Origin of the sequence: Pseudomonas migulae (assembly GCF_024169315.1) — a bacterium.
GTDB lineage: Bacteria > Pseudomonadota > Gammaproteobacteria > Pseudomonadales > Pseudomonadaceae > Aquipseudomonas > Aquipseudomonas migulae_B.
The window spans coordinates 289197-309849 of the sequence record NZ_JALJWR010000001.1; the positions used below are offsets into that span (position 1 = coordinate 289197).

At 60.4% G+C, this 20653-nt stretch carries 17 protein-coding genes; 7 read left to right on the plus strand and 10 right to left on the minus strand.

The window, feature by feature from the left end:
* Positions 1-13: 13 nt before the first annotated feature.
* Positions 14-910, minus strand: coding sequence for an AraC family transcriptional regulator (locus tag J2Y86_RS01400; RefSeq protein ID WP_253440065.1), 897 nt, complete (start codon positions 908-910; stop codon positions 14-16).
* A gap of 229 nt (positions 911-1139) precedes the next feature.
* Between J2Y86_RS01400 and J2Y86_RS01405 the strand changes: the two genes are divergently transcribed.
* From J2Y86_RS01405 to J2Y86_RS01425, 5 genes are all read left to right on the plus strand, one after another.
* On the plus strand, positions 1140-1973 hold the full coding sequence (locus J2Y86_RS01405) for an oxidoreductase (RefSeq protein ID WP_253427547.1): 834 nt from the start codon (positions 1140-1142) through the stop codon (positions 1971-1973).
* Between the two features lie 166 nt (positions 1974-2139).
* Positions 2140-2508, plus strand: a complete 369-nt coding sequence (locus J2Y86_RS01410; RefSeq protein WP_253427548.1) for a DUF427 domain-containing protein — start codon at positions 2140-2142, stop codon at positions 2506-2508.
* A gap of 149 nt (positions 2509-2657) precedes the next feature.
* A complete protein-coding gene (locus J2Y86_RS01415; protein WP_017339497.1) occupies positions 2658-3179 on the plus strand; it encodes a sigma-70 family RNA polymerase sigma factor in 522 nt (173 codons plus the stop codon).
* Positions 3176-4120 carry a FecR domain-containing protein gene (locus tag J2Y86_RS01420; protein WP_253427549.1) on the plus strand — a complete coding sequence of 315 codons (945 nt, stop codon included), beginning with the start codon at positions 3176-3178 and terminating at the stop codon, positions 4118-4120. Before J2Y86_RS01415 ends, J2Y86_RS01420 begins: the two co-directional genes overlap by 4 nt.
* 98 nt (positions 4121-4218) lie before the next feature.
* The gene (locus tag J2Y86_RS01425) at positions 4219-6687 is read left to right on the plus strand and encodes a TonB-dependent siderophore receptor (protein ID WP_253427551.1); all 2469 of its coding nucleotides are present in this window, start codon (positions 4219-4221) and stop codon (positions 6685-6687) included.
* Positions 6688-6745: 58 nt separating this feature from the next.
* Here the strand turns inward: J2Y86_RS01425 and lldD are convergent, their stop codons facing one another.
* From lldD to J2Y86_RS01440, 3 genes are all read right to left on the minus strand, one after another.
* Entirely contained in the window at positions 6746-7888 is a 1143-nt protein-coding gene (gene lldD / locus J2Y86_RS01430) for an FMN-dependent L-lactate dehydrogenase LldD (protein WP_253427553.1), read from the minus strand.
* 1101 nt (positions 7889-8989) lie between these two features.
* Positions 8990-10612 (minus strand): MFS transporter, encoded by a 1623-nt coding sequence (locus J2Y86_RS01435; RefSeq protein ID WP_253427555.1) that lies wholly within the window; start codon positions 10610-10612, stop codon positions 8990-8992.
* A gap of 80 nt (positions 10613-10692) precedes the next feature.
* Positions 10693-12342 (minus strand): GMC family oxidoreductase, encoded by a 1650-nt coding sequence (locus J2Y86_RS01440; RefSeq protein ID WP_253427557.1) that lies wholly within the window; start codon positions 12340-12342, stop codon positions 10693-10695.
* A 121-nt stretch (positions 12343-12463) separates the two neighbouring features.
* Between J2Y86_RS01440 and J2Y86_RS01445 the strand changes: the two genes are divergently transcribed.
* A complete protein-coding gene (locus tag J2Y86_RS01445) occupies positions 12464-13360 on the plus strand; it encodes a LysR family transcriptional regulator (RefSeq protein ID WP_253427559.1) in 897 nt (298 codons plus the stop codon).
* An 89-nt stretch (positions 13361-13449) separates the two neighbouring features.
* Here J2Y86_RS01445 and J2Y86_RS01450 read toward each other — a convergent pair whose 3' ends face one another.
* The 5 genes from J2Y86_RS01450 to J2Y86_RS01470 all read right to left on the minus strand — a co-directional run bounded on the left by J2Y86_RS01450 (position 13450) and on the right by J2Y86_RS01470 (position 19203).
* Positions 13450-14550: a DNA alkylation repair protein gene (locus J2Y86_RS01450; protein WP_253427561.1), complete on the minus strand. Its 1101-nt coding sequence runs from the start codon at positions 14548-14550 to the stop codon at positions 13450-13452.
* A gap of 160 nt (positions 14551-14710) precedes the next feature.
* On the minus strand, positions 14711-16519 hold the full coding sequence (locus J2Y86_RS01455) for a monovalent cation:proton antiporter-2 (CPA2) family protein (RefSeq protein ID WP_253427563.1): 1809 nt from the start codon (positions 16517-16519) through the stop codon (positions 14711-14713).
* A 141-nt stretch (positions 16520-16660) separates the two neighbouring features.
* On the minus strand, positions 16661-17734 hold the full coding sequence (locus J2Y86_RS01460) for a sensor domain-containing diguanylate cyclase (RefSeq protein ID WP_253427565.1): 1074 nt from the start codon (positions 17732-17734) through the stop codon (positions 16661-16663).
* Positions 17735-17818: 84 nt separating this feature from the next.
* On the minus strand, positions 17819-18142 hold the full coding sequence (locus tag J2Y86_RS01465; RefSeq protein WP_253427567.1) for a protealysin inhibitor emfourin: 324 nt from the start codon (positions 18140-18142) through the stop codon (positions 17819-17821).
* Positions 18139-19203 (minus strand): M4 family metallopeptidase, encoded by a 1065-nt coding sequence (locus J2Y86_RS01470; RefSeq protein WP_253427569.1) that lies wholly within the window; start codon positions 19201-19203, stop codon positions 18139-18141. The genes J2Y86_RS01465 and J2Y86_RS01470 overlap by 4 nt, the downstream gene beginning before the upstream one ends.
* Before the next feature lie 143 nt (positions 19204-19346).
* On the opposite strand from J2Y86_RS01470, the gene J2Y86_RS01475 reads away from it, so the two are divergent.
* Positions 19347-19685 (plus strand): FKBP-type peptidyl-prolyl cis-trans isomerase, encoded by a 339-nt coding sequence (locus J2Y86_RS01475; protein ID WP_253427571.1) that lies wholly within the window; start codon positions 19347-19349, stop codon positions 19683-19685.
* Positions 19686-19707: 22 nt separating this feature from the next.
* Here the strand turns inward: J2Y86_RS01475 and J2Y86_RS01480 are convergent, their stop codons facing one another.
* Positions 19708-20451 (minus strand): SDR family NAD(P)-dependent oxidoreductase, encoded by a 744-nt coding sequence (locus J2Y86_RS01480; RefSeq protein ID WP_253427573.1) that lies wholly within the window; start codon positions 20449-20451, stop codon positions 19708-19710.
* Between the last annotated feature and the right edge of the window lie 202 nt (positions 20452-20653).

Consider the following 20653-nt stretch of genomic DNA (forward strand, 5'->3'; position numbering starts at 1 on the left):
CAGATCGTGGTGTTCAATGAGAGGACACGAACTGCGCGTTCTCCAGGGGCGGCAGGGCGAACGAGCCTTTCATTCGCGTCACCTCATCGGTGGGTGTACGACCAAACAGCCTTTTGAATTCGCGACTGAACTGCGAACCGCTTTCATAGCCGACTTGCGAAGCGGCCGACGCGACGCTGCAACCGTTGCGCGCCATCAGCAGCCGGGCCTGATGCAGGCGCGTGGTCTTCAGGTACTGCATCGGCGAGGTATGGGTGATCGCTTTGAAATGAGCGTGGAAGGTCGGCACGCTCATGTTGGCCTCCCTGGCCAGAACTTCCACCTCCAGCCGTTCGCCGAGGCTGGCGTGGATTTTTCGCAGGGCCAGGGATATTCGGCCAAAACGGCCTTTGGCGGTGAGGGCGGCGCGCATCGATCCGCCCTGGGCGCCGGTAAGAATCCGGTAATAAATCTCCCGCACCAGGGCCGGCCCGAGCAGGCGACTGTCCAGCGGCGAGTCGAGCGCCTCCAGCAGCCTCAGGACCGATTGGCTCAGACGCGGCTCCATGGGCGAGGCGAACATGCCTTGGGGCGCCGCGAAAGGTTGGTCGTCGAGTTGCAATATCAGCTCGGCGACGAGGTTGAAGTCCAGGTGCAGATAGATCGCCAACAGCGGTTCGTCCTCACTGGCGTCGGTTTCCATGGTGAAGGGCACCGGGACAGTCACCGCCAGATAATGCCGGGCATCGTAGAGGTAGGTCGTTTCCCCCCAGTAACCTCGTTTGCGCCCCTGGCAGACAATGACGATGCCCGGATCGTAAAGCACCGGGGTGCGATGCAGCGGACGGTTCGAGCGCAGCAAACGCACATCCGCCAGCGCGGTGAGGTTGTAGCCTTCGTCCGGGGCGAGCCGGCCGAGCAGGGCGATCATCCGTTGCTGGCAATCGTTTTGGTCTACGGCTGGTAGGCTCACGTTTCGGTCCTGCTGCGTGTTCATTGGGGATGAATGTGAACCCGCCGTCCGCACAAAGCAATCAATCCATAGGATTAGGCAAATAACTTGTAGCAATGGGCGTTCAGTCAGCGCGTCCGCGCTTCTACCATGGTGTCGAGCCTGACTGCCGCGCTGTGTGGCAGCAATACCGAGGTGGAATGTGACCATGAGTACGAAAAAGACCCTCTTCATCACTGGCGTCAGCAGCGGTTTCGGCAAGGCGTTGGCCAACGAGGCACTCGCGGCGGGGCATCGGGTGATCGGCACCGTGCGCGGCGAATCGGCGCGGGTTGAATTCGAGGCGCATGCCTCGAAACAGGCGTTCGGTCGATGCCTGGATGTCACTGACTTCGCGCGCATCGACGCGGTGGTGGCTGAGGTCGAAGCCAGCCTCGGCCCGGTGCATGTCTTGGTCAATAACGCCGGGTATGGCCACGAAGGTATTTTCGAGGAGTCGGCCCTTGAAGAAATGCGCCAGCAGTTCGAGGTGAATGTGTTCGGCGCGGTGGCGGTGACCAAGGCGTTCGTGCCCTTTTTTCGCCAGCGCCGGGCAGGGCACATCATCAACATCACGTCGATGGGCGGTTTCATCACGATGCCTGGCATTGCCTATTACTGCGGGAGCAAGTTTGCACTGGAGGGGATTTCCGACACCTTGAGCAAGGAACTCAAGCCATTCGGCATCGCGGTCACGGCCGTTGCGCCGGGTTCGTTTCGCACCGATTGGGCCGGGCGTTCAATGCGTCGATCCGAACGCAGCATTGCCGAATACGATGCCTCCTTCGATCCGATCCGTAGCGCGCGGCAGAACAAGAGCGGCAAACAGTTGGGCGATCCGGTGAAAGCCGCGCGAGCCATGCTGACGTTGATTGACAGTGAGGCGCCACCCGCGCACCTGTTGCTCGGGAGCGACGCGTTGCAGCTGGTACGCGAGCGGCTGGAGGCGATGACGCGCGATATCGAGGCGTGGGAGGCGGTGAGCCGGTCCACGGACGGATAAAGCGCTTGATCCCGTTCGGCTGCGAAGCCGTCGTGATGGCAAAATCTGGGTTATACCTGACGTTGTGTTCTCACGTTTTGGGGCCGCTGCGCGGTCCATCGCGGGCAAGTCGGACCGCCGCTCGCACGCTCCCACAGGTTTATCATCATCCCGAGGAACGCAATTCATGAAAAGCTCCGGTCCCAGTCCTGTCATCACCATTGCCGAGCAGCCGGGCTGCCTGCTGGTGAAGTTTCACGATATTCAGGTGGCCGCGTCCACCCGCGCGCTGGTGCTGCTGGAGGCCAATTACCCTCCGGTGTATTACGTCCCGCGGGAGGACATCGACGAGCAATATTTTGCCCGCACCGATCACACCAGCTATTGCCCTTACAAGGGCGACGCGAGCTATTTTAGCCTGCAGATTACGGGGCATGAGGGGGCCAATGCGGCATGGAGTTATGAAAACCCCAAAGTGTCGGTAGAACAGATCAAGAATCATGTGGCCTTCTATCCCGATCAAGTGAAGTTCGAGATTCTCGAAAACATTGAATGAGGGGCGCTTCAGCGAAGATAGAGCTTCTAAGGCTGACAACCCCGTCACACCTACGGGTGAGGCGGGGTTTGGCCAATACAGCTATTGCCAATCACCTCCTGTACCGATGACAATGCGATTAATTATCAGTCGCGAATTATTCCATTGTCATGTCCGCCAACGATTTGTCCCTGCGCAGCGCCGTCAATGATCTGTATTGCGACCACCACAGTTGGCTTAATGGCTGGCTGCGCAAGCGCTTGGGTAACGCCTTCGATGCGGCGGATCTGGCGCAGGACACCTTCGTCCGGGTGATCAAGGCGCGCAACGCGCTGGAGATACGCGAGCCGCGGCCGTACCTGTCGATGATCGCCAAGGGCTTGTTGATTGACCTGTTCCGCCGGCGTTCGCTGGAACAGTCGTATCTGGAAGCCTTGGCGGCCATGCCCGAAGGGCAACAACCTTCGCTGGAAGAGCAGGCGATCCTGCTGCAAGCCCTGATGGAAATCGATCGTTTGCTGCAAGGGTTGGGGCCGAAGGTCAAACAGGCGTTCATTCTGTCTCAGTTCGAAGGCCTGACCTACCCGCAGATTGCCCAGCGCCTGGGCGTCAGCGTGCGCACCATCAACAATCACATGGCCAAGGCCATGGAGCATTGCTGTCTGATGCAAATCCAGTTGCAGCTGGCATGAGCCTTTCACCCGCCGAATTGAAGGCGATCAGTGTCGCGGCTCAGTGGTATGCACGCCTACAGTCAGGTGTCGCGACCGACACCGATCGCGCGGCATGGAACGAATGGCTGCTCGCCGACCCTGTGCACACTCAAGCCTGGCAGCGCATGGCCGCCGTCGGCGAGCAAATGAGTCGCGTGCCTGGCGCCTTGGCCTCACCGGCCTTGCGCGGCGCTGACAGCTCGCGTCGGCAGGTGTTGCGTAGTGTCGTGGTACTGGCCTCGGCCGGTTCGCTGGGTTGGTTGGGATGGCGCAGTGAAACAAGCCAGAACCTGTTCGCCGATTTCCGCACTGCCGTGGGTGAGCGCCGGGAATTCCGTCTGGCGGATGGCAGCTCATTGCTGCTGAATACCGACACGTCGGTCAACCAGCGTTTCGATGGGCACCAACGGGTGCTGGAACTGTTGTGGGGCGAGATGCTTGTTACGACCGCTGTCGATCCTTCGCAGCGACCGTTCAAGGTGGTCACTCGCCATGGCGAGGTGCTGGCGCTGGGGACACGGTTTATCGTCCGGTCCGGGCATCAGGGCGGCGAGGTGGCCGTGCTTGAGAAGGCGGTGGAAGTGACTTCATCTGGCGTTGGCCCGAAGGTGCGCCTCGAGGCTGGCCAGTCCCTGAGTTTCAATCCTGCTTCACTCGGGACGGTACGGCGCAATGATGCTTCGACGGGCGCCTGGCAGCAGGGCAGCATCATCGCCATCAATCGTCCGTTGGCCGAGTTGCTGGCCGACCTGTCGCGCTATCGCACTGGCGTGCTGCGCTGTGATCCGCGCATTGCCCATCTGAAGGTGTCCGGCGCGTTCCCCATCGATAACACGGACCTGGCGCTGGCTGCGCTGGAAAGTGGTTTTTCCCTGCGTATCAGCCGATTCAGTCGCTATTGGGTCAATGTTTCCGGCTGAGGCGACAAAAAATAATTTCAGTCTTTTGCACTTTTCATTCACATCGTTCGGCTCATCCCTCAGTGAGTTTTATTGATGATCTTTGGGGGAGGGTAAGCATGTCTCGGGTCTACACGTCAGGTCGTCTGGCGATTGCAGTGAACGTCGGATTGATCGCGGCAACGTCGATGTGCGTATGGCCGGTCGCGGCGATGGCGGCGCAACAGCAAACTTCGGTTCAATCCTTCGACATTGCTGGCGGCAGTCTGACCGAAGTCCTCAGTCATTTCGCCAGTGCGGCGGGCGCCGCCATTTCCTTTGATGCGCGACAAACCGAAGGGTTGAAGTCCCCCGGACTCAAAGGTGCGTTCGGTGTCAGTGAAGGATTCGCGCGAATTCTGGGCGGCAGCGGTCTGCAAGCCGAACCCCAGGCCAACGGCACTTACGTGCTGCGGCCAGTACCGGCCACCGGCTCGGCACTGGAACTGGGGGCGACCAACATCAACGGGCAGATGCTGGGCGCGACCACCGAGTACAGCGGCTCGTACACCACGGGCGCGGTGACCATCGGCAAGGGCGAGCACTCGCTCAAGGAAACGCCGCAATCGGTCACGGTGATGACCCGCAAGATGCTTGACGACCAGAACCTCAACACCATCGAACAGGTCATGGAAAAGACGCCGGGCATTACTGTCTACGACTCGACCATGGGCGGCAAATATTTCTATTCGCGCGGCTTCCGTATGTCGGGCCAGTACCAGTACGACGGCGTGCCGCTGGATATGGGCAACCTTTATGTTCAGGCCGACAGTTTCAGTGGTGACATGGCGTATTACGACCGGGTCGAAATCCTTCGTGGTGCCGCGGGCATGATGAAGGGTTCGGGTGGTACGGCCGGTGGGGTGAATTTCGTGCGCAAGCGCGGCCAGACCGCGCCGCATACGGACATCACGCTGTCCGGTGGCAGTTGGGACAATTATCGCGGACAGGTCGACACCGGCGGACCGCTGAACGACTCCGGCACGGTGCGCGGCCGGGCGGTAGTCGCCGAGCAGAGCCGGCATTACTTTGTGGACGACGCCAGTCGCAAGGATCAGGTTTATTACGGTGCCCTCGATTTTGATGTGAGCCCCGACACGACACTCGGGCTGGGCGTTGCCTATGAAGACGTCGACGCCAATCCCTGCTGGGGCGGTCTGCCGCGTTACCGGGATCGCAGTGACCTGAAACTCAGCCGCTCCAGCTGCCTCGACCCTTTCTGGAACACCTGGCGCAGCCAGCGCACCACCGTCTTCAGCGATCTGAAACATCAAATCAACGAAGACTGGTCCTTGAAGGTCGCAAGCGTTTACACCAAAAACACCCAGGACATCAAATACGCGTTTGCCTCAGGCGCGGTGACTCCCGGCACCAACACCACGGGTATGCTCGGCAGTATGTATGACTACGACCAGGTCGATTACGGCCTGGATGCCTACGTGGACGGCAAGTTCGACGCGTTCGGCCAACAACACGAATTGGTGGCAGGTTTCAACGCCAGCCGTGCGAAAAAAGACGACTTCTACTCAGTGGCGTTTCTGCCGCAGCGGCAGAATGTGTTCAACCCCGACAAGCATGTTCCTGAACCGGACGACAGCTACTTCATCGACAACTCGTCTCGCGGCGGGCCGGTCAATTCCGTGACTAAACAGAAAGGCGTTTACTCGACGTTGCGCCTGAAACTGGCAGATCCGTTGACCCTCGTCGTCGGCGGTCGTGTGAGCTGGTACAACTCGGAAACCGACTACGACTTCATCAATACAGGCACCTCGGAACACGCCAGCACCACGGAGACAGGCCAGGTCACGCCATTTGCCGGCGTGCTGCTGGACCTGAACGAGCACCTGACGGCTTACGCCAGCTACTCGGATATCTTTACCCCTCAAGGCAACTTTCGTTCGGAAGACGGTTCGGCCCTCAAACCGCTGGTGGGGCAGAGTTATGAATTGGGGATCAAGGGCGCCTGGTTCGATGGTCGCCTGAACAGCTCGTTCAACCTTTTCCGCACCATCCAGAAGGACCAGGCGCAGACGGACTTCAATTCCTCTTGCCCGTCATCGGATGGCTACTGCTATGTCAACGCGGGAAAAGTGCGCGCCCAGGGTTTCGAGGCCGAGATCAGCGGTGAAGTGATCGAACGATTGCAATTGCTCGCGGGTTACACCTACACCCAGACCAAGACCCTCGACGACATCGACACCAGCCTGAACGGCGCCGCGTTCAACAGTTATGTGCCGAGACACGTGTTGCGCATGTGGGGTGATTACGCGCTGGGCGGTGCTCTCGAGCGGTTCACCCTGGGGGCCGGCGTCAACGCGCAAAGCGATAATTTCCGCGTCTCTCCGGCCACTGGCGACAAGATCACTCAGTCAGGTTATGCGATCTGGAACGGTCGGATCGGCTACCGCATCGACGACACCTGGTCGGTGGCGTTGAACGGCAACAACCTGTTCGACAAGCGTTATTACACCACCATCGGTACCGAGAGCTTCGGCAACTATTACGGCGACCCACGCAACTTCATGGTGTCGGTCAAAGCGAGTTTCTGACGCTCGCCTCCCTGGAAAAGCCGCGCCATTGCGCGGCTTTTTAATGATTGCGATCAGCTCACCGAACCGCCTGCACCAGCGTCGATTCATCAATCTGACCAATCGAAGTGACCCCGGTCAACGTCATCGCCACGCGCATCTCTTTGGCGAAAATGTCCAGCATGTTTTCCACCCCGCGTTGACCGTCGGCGGCCAGCGCGTACGCCATGGAACGCCCCAGCAACACGCCTTTCGCGCCCAGCGCCAGCATGCGCACGACATCCAGCCCCGAGCGAATACCCGAGTCGACCAGCACCGTCAGGTCATTGCCCACCGCTTGCATGATCGGCGGTAATGCCTTGGTGGTGGAGAGCACGCCGTCCAGCTGCCGCCCGCCGTGGTTCGACACCACAATGCCGTCCGCGCCAAAGCTGACTGCGTCCCGGGCATCCTGAGGGTCGAGGATGCCTTTGATGATCATCGGGCCTTGCCAGAAATCCCGTATCCATTCCAGATCGCTCCAGCTGATCGACGGGTCGAAGTTGTTAGCCAGCCAGCCCATGTAGTCTTCCAGGGTGACGGCTTTGCCGAGGTACTTCGAGATGTTGCCCAGGTCATGCGGACGACCCATCAGGCCGACGTTGAAGGCCCAGTCGGGTTTGGTCATGGCTTGCAGGATTCTTCGCGAAGACGCAAAGGGCCCGGACATGCCCGAGTGTGCGTCCCGGTAGCGCGCGCCGGGCGTGGGCATATCGACGGTGAACACCAGGTTTTTCACCCCGGCGGCCTTGGCCCGCTCCAGGGCATTTTTCATGAAGCCTCTGTCTTTCAGCACATACAGCTGAAACCAGATGGATTGTCGGCTTTGGGTTGCCACTTCTTCGATCGAGCACACCGAGACTGTAGACAGGCACAGGGGGATGCCTTTGTTTTGTGCGGCCTTGACCGCTTGCACTTCACCACGACGGGCGAACATGCCTGTCAGGCCGACCGGTGCGAGGATGATCGGCATTGCCAGGGGTTGGTCGAAGAGGGTGGTTTCAAGGCTCAGGGTTTCGACGTTTTTCAGAATGCGCTGGCGCAGGCTGATGCCTGTCAGGTCGGCGCTGTTGGCCCTGAGTGTGTGCTCGGCATAAGCGCCCCCATCGATGTAGTCGAACAGGAATCGGGGGAGTTTGCGGCGGGCGGCCTCGCGATAGTCGGATGCGGATGAAATGATCATGGGGCCTCGGTCGGGTGAGTGGCGGGGCGATGGGTGCATCGGGTCAGAGTAGCGAAAACGGCTCGCGTTTGCGGTAATTCTGTTTAGTTGAGGGAATGGATACCGGTTTGATCTCGCGGATGTTCGCGGAACCCTGTGGGAGCTGGCTTGCCAGCGATGGCGGTTTTTCAGGCGACATAGGTTTTGATGGTGTACATATCCGTTGCTGCGATAATGGCGACTTAGGGTTTCGCCCTTACGGCGAGTTACTTGGAAAAGCGCCAAGTAACCAAGCGCCCAGCGCCCCTGACGTACGGTGGCTCGCTAAGGCTCGCCATGCCCTCGCTCCGGTCCTGCTCCGTGGGCCCGCCGCCATCGGCCATCCATGGCCGGGGGCGGCTAACCCGGCATCCATGCCGGGTTGCCCACTGCGCAGAACCTGCGCTCGGCCTTCCGACGGGGCAGATCAAGATCAAAAACAAAGCGAGGCGGCCTGAGAGCCGGCCTGTTTTCCGTCAAAGTCATCGGCGGCGAACACCAATCTCATGCCCACCAAAAATCCCCTGTGGGAGCGGGCTTGCTCGCGAATGCGGATTGGCATTCAGCATTGATGTCGACTGACACGGCCTCATTCGCGAGCAAGCCCGCTCTCACATTTAATCGGGGGTTGCTCAAGAGGGGGGAACGATCAAGTCAGCGAAGCGCGCCCGCTTGACGCCCAGGTCGGCCCGAAGGCCGCCTCGCGGTGCTGTGGCGGTGGTCGCCCCCTCGTGAGGCCGAGTGGAGGTTCTGCGCAGTGGGCAACCCGGCATGGATGCCGGGTTAGCCGCCCCCGGCCATGGATGGCCGATGGCGGCGGGCCCACGGAGCAGGACCGGAAGGAGGGCATGGCGAGCCTAAGCGAGCCACCGAACGAAAGGGGCAAAAGCGCTTGGTTACTTGGCGCTTCTCCAAGTGACCCGCCGTAAGGGCGGAACCAATATCAGCCATCACCCAAAAAACGGATGTGCCCCCAATCGCATGCCCACAATCAACTCATCAACTCATCAACTCATCAACTCATCAACTCATCAACTCATCAAGTCATCAAGTCATCAAGTCATCAAGTCATCAACTCAGATGTCAGTTGGTATCCAGATCCACATTCTTGGTCTCACGCAAACAAATCATCCCCACCACCAGGCTCACCGCCGTAATCACCACCGGATACCAGAGCCCGTAGAAAATGTCACCGGTATACACCACCAACGCAAACGACACCGTCGGCAGGAACCCGCCGAACCAGCCGTTACCGATGTGATAAGGCAGTGACATCGAGGTATAGCGAATGCGCGTCGGGAACAGTTCGACCATCAGCGCCGCCAGCGGGCCGTAGCACATGGCGGAGATGATGATCAGCACCACCATCAGCGCCACGATCATCGGCTTGTTGACCTGTTGCGTATCGGCCTGTGACGGATACCCCGCCAATGTCACTGCGCCGCGCAGGGCCGCTTCATCGTAACCATCGATTTTCACCTCACCAACGCTGACCTGCACACCACTGCCGGCAGGGGCCGCCTGGCTGATGTAGGGCAGGCCCTGTTTCACCAGGAAGGTTTTGACCTTGTCGCAAGGGCTGTCAAATTTCGCCTTGCCCACCGGATCGAACTGGAACGTGCAGGTGGCCGGGTCGGCCAGTACGGTGATCGGCGCCTGGCGGCTGGCCTGGTCGATGGCCGGGTTGGCGTAGTGGGCGATGGACTTGAAGATCGGGAAGTACAGCGCGGTAGCCAGCAAAAGGCCGATCATCAATACCGGTTTGCGCCCGACCTTGTCCGACAGCCAGCCAAAGAAAATGAAGAACGGCGCACCGATGATCACACTGACGATCAACAGACTGTTGGCCAGTGCCGGGTCCATTTTCAGGAACTGGGTGAGGAAGAACAGCACGTAAAACTGCGCCGCATAAAACGTCACCGCTTGCCCGGCGTTGATGCTGAACAGCGCGATCAGCACGACCTTGAGGTTCTCCCATTTGCCGAAGGAATCACGCAGCGGCGACTTGCAGAGTTTGCCTTCCTCTTTCATTTTCACGAACGCAGGAGATTCATGCAGGCTCAGGCGAATCCAGGTCGAGATGCCCAGCAGCACGATCGAAAACAGAAACGGAATCCGCCAGCCCCAGACTTCGAACTGGTCGCCGGTGAAATAACGGCAGCCGAGCACCACGAGCAACGACAGCAGCAAGCCGAGGGTTGCAGTGGATTGAATCCAGCTGGTGTGGAAACCGCGTTTGCCGATGGGCGCGTGTTCCGCGACATAGGTCGCAGCCCCGCCGTATTCGCCGCCCAGGGCCAGGCCCTGAAGCATGCGCAGCACCACCAGAATGATCGGCGCGGCGATACCGATGCTGGCGTAGGTCGGCAGCAGCCCGACGCAGAATGTCGCCACACCCATAAGGATGATGGTGGCGAGGAAGGTGTATTTACGCCCGATCATGTCCCCCAACCGACCGAACACCAGCGCGCCGAAGGGCCGCACGATGAAACCGGCGGCGAACGCCATCAGCGCAAAGATGAACGCCGTGGTGTCGTTGACCCCGGCGAAAAACTGTTTGCTGATCACCGCCGCGAGGGCGCCGTAGAGGAAGAAGTCGTACCACTCGAACACCGTCCCGAGTGACGACGCGAAAATGACTTTGCGGGTTTCGCGGCTCGTGCCGACGCTGCGTGTGATTTCCAGAGGCTGTACATGTTCTGACATATCGGTATCCCTCACAGTGATTGTTTTTGTTGTTCCACTGTCGGCGCCTGCCTTGTGGGCGGGTGCCGCTATTCCTTTGGTCAAGAGACTGCGGTCAGTGCGTTTTCGTCAGGTGCAAAACTCCTTGCGGGTGTTTCCAGAATGAGTTGCGCGGCTTTTTCGGCAATCATCAGCGTAGGCGAACAGGTGTTGCCCGAGGTGATGCGCGGCATGATCGACGCATCGGCGATGCGCAGACCCGGGATGCCATGGACCTTGAGTTGCGCATCGACCACCGCGTCGACGTCGTTGCCCATGCGGCAGGTGCCGACCGGATGGAAAATCGTCGTGCCGATGCGGGCGGCGGCTTCGTGAAGTTCTGCTTCGCTCTGCAGGCTGTCACCGGGCAGGTATTCCACCGGTTTGAAGGCTTGCAGCGCTGGCGCGGAAACGATGCGCCGGGTCAGGCGGATGGCATCGGCCGCAACGCGCAAGTCCTCCGGATGGCTCAGGTAATTGGGTTGAATCAGCGGTGCTTCCTGCGGATCAGCCGAACGAATGTCTATGCGGCCACGGCTTTGCGGACGCAAATCACAGACCGACGCGGTGAAGGCGGGGAAGGCGTGCAGCGGTTCGCCAAAGCGCTCCAGCGACAGTGGCTGCACGTGGTATTCAAGATTGGCCGAGGTCTGTTCCGGCCCTGACCGGGCAAACGCTCCGAGCTGACTCGGCGCCATGGACAGTGGTCCGCTGCGGTCATACAGGTAACGCAAACCCATGCCCATCTTGCCCCAGACGCTGCCGGCGATCTGGTTCAGGGTCCGGGCATTTTCCAGTTTATAGATCAGCCGCAGTTGCAGATGATCCTGCAGATTGCCGCCCACGCCGGGCAGTTCATGGGCCACGCCGATCCCCAGTTTTTCCAGGAGCGGGCGAGGGCCGATGCCGGAGCGTTGCAGGATGCCCGGTGAACCGACAGCGCCGGCGCAAAGGATGATTTCCTTGCGTGCCTTGAACGTTTTCACCTGGCCTTGCCAGCGTGTGCTGACCGCCGAGGCGCGGCCGTTTTCCATCAGCACCCGGTCGACTTCGACGTCGGTCAGCACGGTGAGGTTGGGACGGTGACGGACCGGTTTGAGAAACGCCTTGGCCGCGTTCCAGCGAATGCCGGCCTTCTGATTGACCTGGAAGTAGCCGCAGCCTTCGTTGTCGCCCTGGTTGAAGTCGTCGATGCTGGCGATGCCGCTTTGTTCGGCTGCGCTGCGAAACGCATCGAGAATCGGCCATGACAGTCGCTGGCGCTCGATCCGCCATTCCCCGGCGGCACCGTGGAATTCAGAGTCGCCGGCAAAGTGGTTTTCGCTTTTCTTGAACAGCGGCAGGACGTCGTTCCAGCTCCAGCCGGGATTGCCGTCGGCGGCCCAGCCGTCATAGTCGCCAGCCTGGCCACGCATGTAGATCATGCCGTTGATCGAAGAACAGCCGCCGAGCACCTTGCCGCGCGGGTAACTCAGGGCGCGACCTTGCAGACCGGGTTGCGCTTCGGTCTTGAAGCACCAGTCGGTGCGCGGGTTGCCGATGCAGAACAGGTAACCCACGGGAATGTGAATCCACGGGTAGTTATCGCGGCCGCCGGCTTCCAGCAGCAGCACACGGTGTTGCGGATTGGCCGACAACCGATTGGCCAGCAAACAACCGGCCGGCCCGGCCCCGACCACGATGTAGTCGAATTCATCAAGGGAAGTCTGCATCCCTGACCTCGTATTGTTGTTCTTGTTGTCGGTCATCCTAGTTGTTAGCTTTCGTTAAAAGAATGTTAGTTTTTGCGCAGCCGCTGTGCGTTTTCAAACAGCGTAGCCCTAAGGACGGTTCATGTTCGACTGGAATGACCTGCGGTTTTTTCTCGAATTGCAACGCAGCGGGCGTTTGCTCACGGCCGCCCGCCGTTTGAACACCACCCACGCCACGGTGGCCCGGCATATCGAGGCCATCGAAAAGAGCCTCGGCACGGCGCTGTTCGTCCAGCACGCCCAGGGCTACGAGATGACCCCGGCCGGCGAAGCGTTGCTCAAACACGCCGAGGCGATGGAAAACGTTGCGCTGCTGGCTCAGGAAGAGATCACCCAATCGACGGCGCCGCTGGGCAAGATTCGCGTCGGCGTGACGGAAGGGCTGGGCATCATGTTCCTCGCCAGTCGCATGAACGGGCTGTTCGAACGCTATCCGGGGCTCGAAGTTGAACTGGTGGCGGTGCCACGGTTTGTCAGCATTCTCAACCGCGAAGCCGAGATCAGCATCCATCTGGAGCGCCCGTCCGCCGACATGCTGGTCACGCGTAAACTCACCGACTATCGCCTGGCGCTGTATGCCAGCCAGGCCTATCTCGACAGCGCACCACCGCTGCGCAGCCGCGAAGACCTCGGTCGTCATGCGTGGATCGGTTATGTCGACGATTTGCTCTTCAGCCAGGAACTGATGTTCCTTAACAGTTTCTGCCGCAACCCGCAGGTGGTCTTCCACAGCACCAGCGTCATCGCCCAGCAACAGGCGGCGCGCTCGGGCCTGGGGATCGCGGTGTTGCCGTGCTACATGGCCAGTGCCGATCCAGAACTGGTGCCGTTGTTGCCGGATGAAAGCATCCAGCGCAGCTACTGGATCAGCACCCGCCGCGAGCTGCACAAATCCGTGCGGCTACGGGTGTTGTGGGATTACGTGGTGGAGTTGTGTGAACGCGAGCAACATCTACTGCTAGGCCCGGATCCCCTGTAGGAGCAGAGCTTGCTCGCGAAGGCGTCAGGCCAGGCACACCGCGTTATCGTTCTTCGCGAGCAAGCTTCGCTCCTACAGCGGACCGTGTTTCAAGGAAGGATTTCGAACTCGGTGCTGGCCAGCCGTTCGCCGTTGATCATCACGTGCACTGCATGTTTGCCGGCGTAATGTTTGCGGGTGGTGAGTTCCTTGATGTGCTGACCACGGCTGAGCAGGGCGGTGGCGTGGCCGGGCAACGTCAGCGCCTTGAGCTTGAAGACCTTCGCCGAGGTGCTGCCATTGGCTTTTACGTAGTCGATGGCGTAGTCGATCACCAGTCGCTGGCTGTTCTCGACCGTGGATTTGACGGTAAAGGACAAGGCGATTTTCTCCCCCAATGCAATCACCGCCGGTTCGACTTTCACATCAATGATCTCGACTTCAGGCTTGCCGCCCGCACCCATGATCGCCAATGCCCGCTGGTTGCCCTGTTTGATCAGGCTGCGCAGGGCGTGCCTGGCGATCCACGCGGTGTGCCTGTTTTCCAGCGACCAGCCTTCGATCAGGTCAAGCACCCATTCGGGATGGTCCTTGGTGATGTCGTTGAGGTGGTTGGCCACCGACTTGCGCACATAGAGGCTGTCGTCGGCCTTGAGGTTGTCGAGGATGGCGGCGGCGAGGGTCGGGTCGGCCTGGATCTTTTCCAGTCGAAATGACCAGGGCAGGCGCGGACGGCAGCCTTCGCTGGCCAGACGCCGTACGTGTTCGTTGTCATCCAGCGACCACTCGTGCATCACCGCCAAACAGCGCTCGAAGTCACTGCGCAGGAAATAGCGGATCGCGAATTCAGCGGAACCGAAGGTGGTGAAGTATTTGAGCGCGTCCATGGAGTGTTCGAACGCGTGGCCGCCGTAGGTCGCGACGTAATGCGGCAGCGAAATGCTGACGAAGCCGCTGTTCAGGCGCGGGGCGAGGGCGCGCAGCACCTCGAGCGAGGCTTCATAACTCAACGGCAGAACCGCGTGCAGGCACTCGCTGACCCGGGCCATGCGCTGCATGATCGACAACTCGGCGAGCCCCTCGTTGGCCATTTTCAGGAAGGCCCTGGCGTTGAACTCGGGGTAGACCGCGGTCATCTCCGTGGCGATGTGCTTGAGGCGCTCGGCGTTGAAGATTTCCTTGAGGGCGGGGGCGGGTTGATCGGCAGCCATTGTGGGATCCTTTGAAATTAGTATTTATCCAGACGCACCGCGTTATCGTTCATCGCGGGCAAGCCCGCTCCCACAATGATTCGGGATGTCTCCGATTTTGCGTACACCCGGGAACCCTGTGGGAGCGAGGCTTGCCCGCGAAGGGGTCCTCCCATTCACCTCAATTCTTACTGGATTCTTCTTCCAGCTGATCCGACTCAAACAGCTTCGCCAGTTCCGCACGTGCTTCCTGCGCGGTCTGCAACACCTTCGCCGCATCGTCATACACCGCATGCTGCGCTTCCAGCACCTGTTCATCGTGATGCTTGAAGCGCTTGATCCGCGCGTCGGCCTGAGCCTGGGTCAGCCCCAGTCCTACCAACGTGCGCCGGCTCATTTCCAGGCTCGAATAATAGGTTTCCCGAATCGCCTCGGCCCCCAGGTCCACCAACCGATGCACGTGCTGACGGTTACGGGCGCGGGCGATGATCTTGATGTGTGGATACAGCCGGTGCACTACCTCGGCGGTCTTGATGTTGGTGTCCGGGTCATCGGTGGCGATGATGAAATACTCTGCCTGCTCGACCTTGGCCGCGCTGAGGATTTCCGGGCGCATCGGGTCGCCATAGAACACCGGCACGCCGCCGAAACTGCGCGACAGCTCGATGGTTTCCACCGAGGTGTCGAGGGCCACGAACTTGATGTTCTGCGCACGCAGGATACGGGCGACGATCTGCCCCATCCGGCCCATGCCGGCGATCACCACGCGGGGTTTATCGGTGTCGATCTCGCGGAATTTCTCCGGCACCACCACCGGCTGCACTTTCGGGCTGACCAGTCGAGCGCACATCAGCAGCAATATCGGCGTCACGGCCATCGACAGCGTGATCGTCAGCACCAGCAGGTCGTAGAGGTGCGGCTCGAACAAGCCCTGATCCCGGCCGATCTTGAACACCACGAACGCGAACTCACCGCCGGCGGCGAGCACGATGCCGAGGCGAATCGCACTGACCTTGCCCAAACCACCGGCCAGTCGACCCACCACAAACAGCAGCGGCAGCTTGATGGCGATCAGCAGCAGCGTCAGCCCCAGCACCGTGATCGGCGCGCTGAGCAGCAAACTCAGGTTCGCACCCATGCCGACGCTGATGAAAAACAGCCCCAGCAGCAGACCCTTGAAAGGTTCGATCTGCGCTTCCAGTTCGTGACGATACTCAGAGTCTGCCAGCAGCAAACCGGCGAGGAACGCGCCCAATGCCATGGACACGCCGACCAGGTCCATCAGCCACGCCGTGCCAATCACCACCAGCAACGCGGTGGCGGTGGAAACCTCCGGCAAACCGGTGCGGGCCACCACACGGAACACCGGCCGCAGCAGATAACGTCCGCCGATCACCACCACGGCGATGCTACCCAATACCCGCAAACCGTGGTTCAAGTCCGCGGCACCAGTGCTGGTGTGATCGCCGCCCGCCAACAGCGGCACCATGGCAATCAGCGGGATCGCCGCGATGTCCTGGAACAACAGAATCGCAAACGCCAGTCGCCCATGGGGGCTGGTCAGTTCCTTGCGCTCAGCCAGGCTTTGCAAGCCAAACGCCGTGGACGACAAGGCCAGGCCCAGGCCGAGCACAATCGCGCTGTTCAACGGCTGGCCAAACACGAACAACGCCAACACGCCAATCACCGACCCGGTCAGCAATACCTGCGCCAGACCGACGCCAAACACCGACTTGCGCATCACCCACAAGCGCCGTGGCGACAACTCAAGACCAATGATGAACAGCAGCAACACCACGCCGAGTTCGGAAATATGACTGACGCTTTGTGGGTTGCCGATCAGGCCCAGCACCGACGGACCGATAATCACGCCGGCAAACAGATAGCCCAGCACCGCCCCCAATTGCAGGCGCTTGGCCAAAGGAACGGTAAGCACCGCCGCGAGCAGAAACACGACAGCGGCTTGCAACAGGTTGCCTTCATGGGGCATGGGGAAACTCCAGAACTCGGTACGGCGGGGGGCACAAGGATAAAGGCTGCGACGGCGGGCGTCAGCCCGATTGGCGATGATTGTATGAATGGCGCGTGGTTGCGTATTCCACTCTCAACCTGGAGGAATGTTTTTTACCCTTCACTCCACCCGACTATGGCTCAACGTCTGCTCACCCAACCGATACTGATTATTCCCGCTGCGCTTGGCCTCATACATCGCCAGATCGGCAATGTGAATCAACCGATCCATGCTCGGCGCATGGTCCGGGAACACCGCGACGCCCAGGCTGGTGCCGATGTGGCGTTGGTCATTGCCAATCGCCACCGGCGGTGACAGTTCGACGAAGATCTTCTGGCAGATGCTGCGGGCTTCGTCTTGCAGACTGCTCCCTTGGGGCAGGCCCTGGAGGATGACCACGAACTCGTCGCCGCCGATGCGGGCGACGGTGTCGGTTGAGCGCAGGATTTTCTTCAGGCGTGTGGCGGTGGTGACGAGGACGCGGTCACCGGCGGCATGGCCGTAACGGTCGTTGATGGCCTTGAAACCGTTGAGGTCGACGAACACCAGCGCCACTCGGGTGGCGGTGATTCGGGCCTGTTCCAGCGCCTCGGACAGACGCTCCTCGAGCACCAGCCGGTTGGGCAGGCCGGTCAACGGGTCGAAATGAGCCAGGTGCTGCAAATAGCTGGCGGAGGCTTTTTCTTCGGTGATGTCGCGGACCACACCCATCATCTTGATCGTTTCATCGTGATCGTTCTTCACCACGTTGCCGGTTTCGCGCAGCCAGCGAATGGTGCCGTCGGGCCAGATAACCCGGTATTCCTCGTCATGATTCTCGCCGGTTTCCAGGCAGCGCAGCTCGCCAGCCCGCACCTTGACCCGGTCGTCCGGGTGCACGCAGGTGCAGAACAGGGCGTAGGAGGGCGTTACTTCGCCGATCTTGAAGCCGAACATGCCGTAGATCGCGTCAGACCAGTAGAGCCGGTCAGTGTCGACGTCCCAGTCCCAGGTGCCGATACGGGCGAAATACTGGCTGCGCTTGAAGCGTTCGGCGTCGCTGTCCTGGTAGATAGTCTGCCGTTCGGACAGGCTGGCAATCAGCGCCCGATGTTCGGCCAGCTGCTTGCGCAGCAAGCGCTCGCGGCAAATCAGCACGATGATCAGGGCAATCACCATCGTGCCTAGGGCTGCGTGGGTCCAGACGAAGTTCATTCAGGGGTTGCCATCATGGCGAGCCATCATCACGGAAAGTGTGCTTATGGTAGTTCACACGCCTGCGCTATGGCACTTGCAGCCCTAAAGAACTTCTCCTTTGTCCCACAAGTGCACCAGTTCCCCCGGCGCCTGATCCTCGGGCACTTTCAGCACCAGCCGGTCGTCCTGCTCATTGAGGCGGTAGCGCACTTCGATTTGATAGAAGCGCTGATCGCCCTGACCGGAAGACTCGCGGGTCAGTGGCAGGCAACCCTCCAGCAACGTGCAAATACGCGTGCGCTGATCGAGATTGCACTGCGCGAACTCGATTTCACGAGGGCGGGTCAACGCGTGGAGCATCGCGAAACCGCCCTGGCGGGAAAGACGAACGACGGCTTCATCGCCCAATACTGGCAGCGTTTTCATGAACCCTCCTGACTCGGTTTGACACCCACCTCGACCCATCCTTGCGTTACCGCACGGGCTTCGTCGATGCCGAAACGGTGGCGAGCGTGGGCAACGGTCAGTTGCGCGAACTGCTCGAATGACGCGTCACTGCCCAAACGTTTATCGCACAGCGTGTCGTACCAGATGCGCCCGGCCTTATCCCAGGCAAAGCCGCCCAGGGCTTGCGCCACCAGATAAAACGCCCGGTTGGGAATGCCGGAATTGATGTGCACGCCGCCATTGTCTTCCTGGGTGATGACGAACTTGCGCATATGGTCCGGTTGGGGGTCCTTGCCGAGCAGCGGGTCGTCGTAAGCAGTGCCTGGATGAGCCATCGAGCGCAGACCGACGCCCTGGATGCGCGGCGTCAGCAAGTCAGCGCCGATCAGCCAGTCCGCCTCCGCAGCCGTCTGACCCAGCACACGTTGCTTGATCAACACGCCGAAGACATCCGATATCGACTCGTTCAATGCCCCGGACTGGTTGGCGTAGACCAGACCGGCTTCGCTTTCGATCACGCCGTGGGTCAGTTCGTGCCCGATCACATCCAGCGAGCGAGTGAAACGCTCGAAGATCTCGCCGTCGCCATCCCCGAAGACCATCTGCGCGCCGTTCCAGAATGCATTTTCGTATGCCACGCCGTAATGCACGCTGCCGATCAGCGCAAAACCCTGATTGTCGATGGAGTCGCGGCCCAGCACCTTCCAGAAAAAATCATGACTGGCGCCCATTGCATCGTAAGCCTCGTCAACCGCAGGATCGCCAGTCGCCGGCTGACCTTCAAGACGCGCGGGCATGCCTGGCAGCAGCATTTTTCCTTGGGCATCATGAATGCTGCGCTGGACCTGGCCGGGTTGAGCCGGGGCGGGCAGGATCGTCGCCGCAGCAGAAGGCAGCGGCATACCCGGCGTGTGCCGAAGTGTGCGCACGTGGGTCAACGTGACCATCGCGCTGGAGCGCTGACGCTCGGAGCCGTGGGCGATGATTCGATTGAGAATGTAGGGCGGAATGAAACTGCGCAGTGATCGTTGATCGGTCATCAGAGCATCCTTTACTGAGCACGAGGTCGATACTCATGTGAACGGGGACCAAGGGCTTCGGTTCCATGGATTGCCTTCGGCGCCGAATTCTGCGAAAACCTCCGTCCGCGCCCCGGACCGGGCGACCGTAAACGAGTAGAAGCATGAACGACGAACTGCAAATAATCGACATCGAACCGGGCGACGGCAAAGCTGCCGTCAAAGGCGCCCTGATCACCACCCAGTATCGCGGCTGGCTGGAAGACGGCACCGAATTCGATTCTTCCTACAGCCGAGGCATGCCTTTCCAGTGTGTGATTGGCACGGGGCGGGTCATCAAGGGCTGGGATCAGGGCATCATGGGCATGCAGGTCGGCGGCAAGCGCAAGTTGCTGGTGCCGGCGCACCTGGCCTATGGCGAGCGCACCATGGGCAAGATCACGCCGAATTCGAACCTGATTTTCGAGATTGAATTGCTGGAAGTGCTGACGCGGGATGATTGATCACCGCATCAGCTGAAACGCCTTATCCCAGCGTGTAGCCACTGTCGACGACCCAGTCCTGCCCGTACACGTTGCGGGCGCCGCGACTCAGCTGGAACAGGATCACGTCCGCTACCGCGCCGGCTTCCAGGAATTTCCCGTCGAGCAGCCTCAGGTTGACCGCGGTGGCGACCTCGCCCAGTTCTTCGGTCTTGAGTCCCAGGGTCGACCAGATCGGCGTGGCCGTTGGACCGGGCGAGACGGTGTTGATGCGGATTCCGTGAGGCGCCAGCTCAACCGCCAGGGTTCTTGCATGGGCGATCAGGGCTGCCTTGGAGGCGATGTAAGCGGCCAGCCCAGGAAAGGTGACTCCGGCCAGGAACGTACCGATGAACACCACTGAAGCGGACTCTGCAAGATGGCTGCGCAGGCACGCCAAGGTATTCAGCGCCCCCGCACCGTTCACTGCCCATTGTCGGTCGAAGGCCGAAACATCAAGGCCTCCGGCCAGTTGCGCGATGCCAGCATTGGGGACCACGAAATCCACCGGCCCCAAGGCTTCGGCGCGATCGGCTAACCGGGCGAGATCCTCCGGGCGGGTCACATCGCCATCGACCCAGGCCAACTGGTCGTTGAAGCGTTCCGCCAATCCAGCCAGTTCACCGAGCTGGCGTGACATTGCCAATACGCGAGCGCCCTGATCCAGCAGGCGTTCGGTGACGGCCAGGCCAATGCCGGAGCTCGCGCCGGTGACCACCGCCAGGCGATTCTGAAATTCATTGTGCATGCAGCAATCCTTTTACTCATGGGCAGCCTGTTTTCTGGTTGGTGCGTTCGCAGGCCGATCGAGCGCGCGAGAACGACTTCAAAAAACGGGCCAATGGCAAAAGCCTTGCTGGCTGTGGGGTACACGATGGGTGTTGTTGTTTTGACTAGATCAACGAAGAGTCTTATTGACTGCTTTTGCAGTCATTAAGACTTTCCGTATT

Coding starts and splice junctions, on each gene's coding strand:
- J2Y86_RS01400 (WP_253440065.1), bottom strand. CDS start 910: ATGATCGCCCTGCTCGGCCGGCTCGCCCCGGACGAAGGCTACAACCTC.
- J2Y86_RS01405 (WP_253427547.1), top strand. CDS start 1,140: ATGAGTACGAAAAAGACCCTCTTCATCACTGGCGTCAGCAGCGGTTTC.
- J2Y86_RS01410 (WP_253427548.1), top strand. CDS start 2,140: ATGAAAAGCTCCGGTCCCAGTCCTGTCATCACCATTGCCGAGCAGCCG.
- J2Y86_RS01415 (WP_017339497.1), top strand. CDS start 2,658: ATGTCCGCCAACGATTTGTCCCTGCGCAGCGCCGTCAATGATCTGTAT.
- J2Y86_RS01420 (WP_253427549.1), top strand. CDS start 3,176: ATGAGCCTTTCACCCGCCGAATTGAAGGCGATCAGTGTCGCGGCTCAG.
- J2Y86_RS01425 (WP_253427551.1), top strand. CDS start 4,219: ATGTCTCGGGTCTACACGTCAGGTCGTCTGGCGATTGCAGTGAACGTC.
- lldD (WP_253427553.1), bottom strand. CDS start 7,888: ATGATCATTTCATCCGCATCCGACTATCGCGAGGCCGCCCGCCGCAAA.
- J2Y86_RS01435 (WP_253427555.1), bottom strand. CDS start 10,612: ATGTCAGAACATGTACAGCCTCTGGAAATCACACGCAGCGTCGGCACG.
- J2Y86_RS01440 (WP_253427557.1), bottom strand. CDS start 12,342: ATGCAGACTTCCCTTGATGAATTCGACTACATCGTGGTCGGGGCCGGG.
- J2Y86_RS01445 (WP_253427559.1), top strand. CDS start 12,464: ATGTTCGACTGGAATGACCTGCGGTTTTTTCTCGAATTGCAACGCAGC.
- J2Y86_RS01450 (WP_253427561.1), bottom strand. CDS start 14,550: ATGGCTGCCGATCAACCCGCCCCCGCCCTCAAGGAAATCTTCAACGCC.
- J2Y86_RS01455 (WP_253427563.1), bottom strand. CDS start 16,519: ATGCCCCATGAAGGCAACCTGTTGCAAGCCGCTGTCGTGTTTCTGCTC.
- J2Y86_RS01460 (WP_253427565.1), bottom strand. CDS start 17,734: ATGAACTTCGTCTGGACCCACGCAGCCCTAGGCACGATGGTGATTGCC.
- J2Y86_RS01465 (WP_253427567.1), bottom strand. CDS start 18,142: ATGAAAACGCTGCCAGTATTGGGCGATGAAGCCGTCGTTCGTCTTTCC.
- J2Y86_RS01470 (WP_253427569.1), bottom strand. CDS start 19,203: ATGACCGATCAACGATCACTGCGCAGTTTCATTCCGCCCTACATTCTC.
- J2Y86_RS01475 (WP_253427571.1), top strand. CDS start 19,347: ATGAACGACGAACTGCAAATAATCGACATCGAACCGGGCGACGGCAAA.
- J2Y86_RS01480 (WP_253427573.1), bottom strand. CDS start 20,451: ATGCACAATGAATTTCAGAATCGCCTGGCGGTGGTCACCGGCGCGAGC.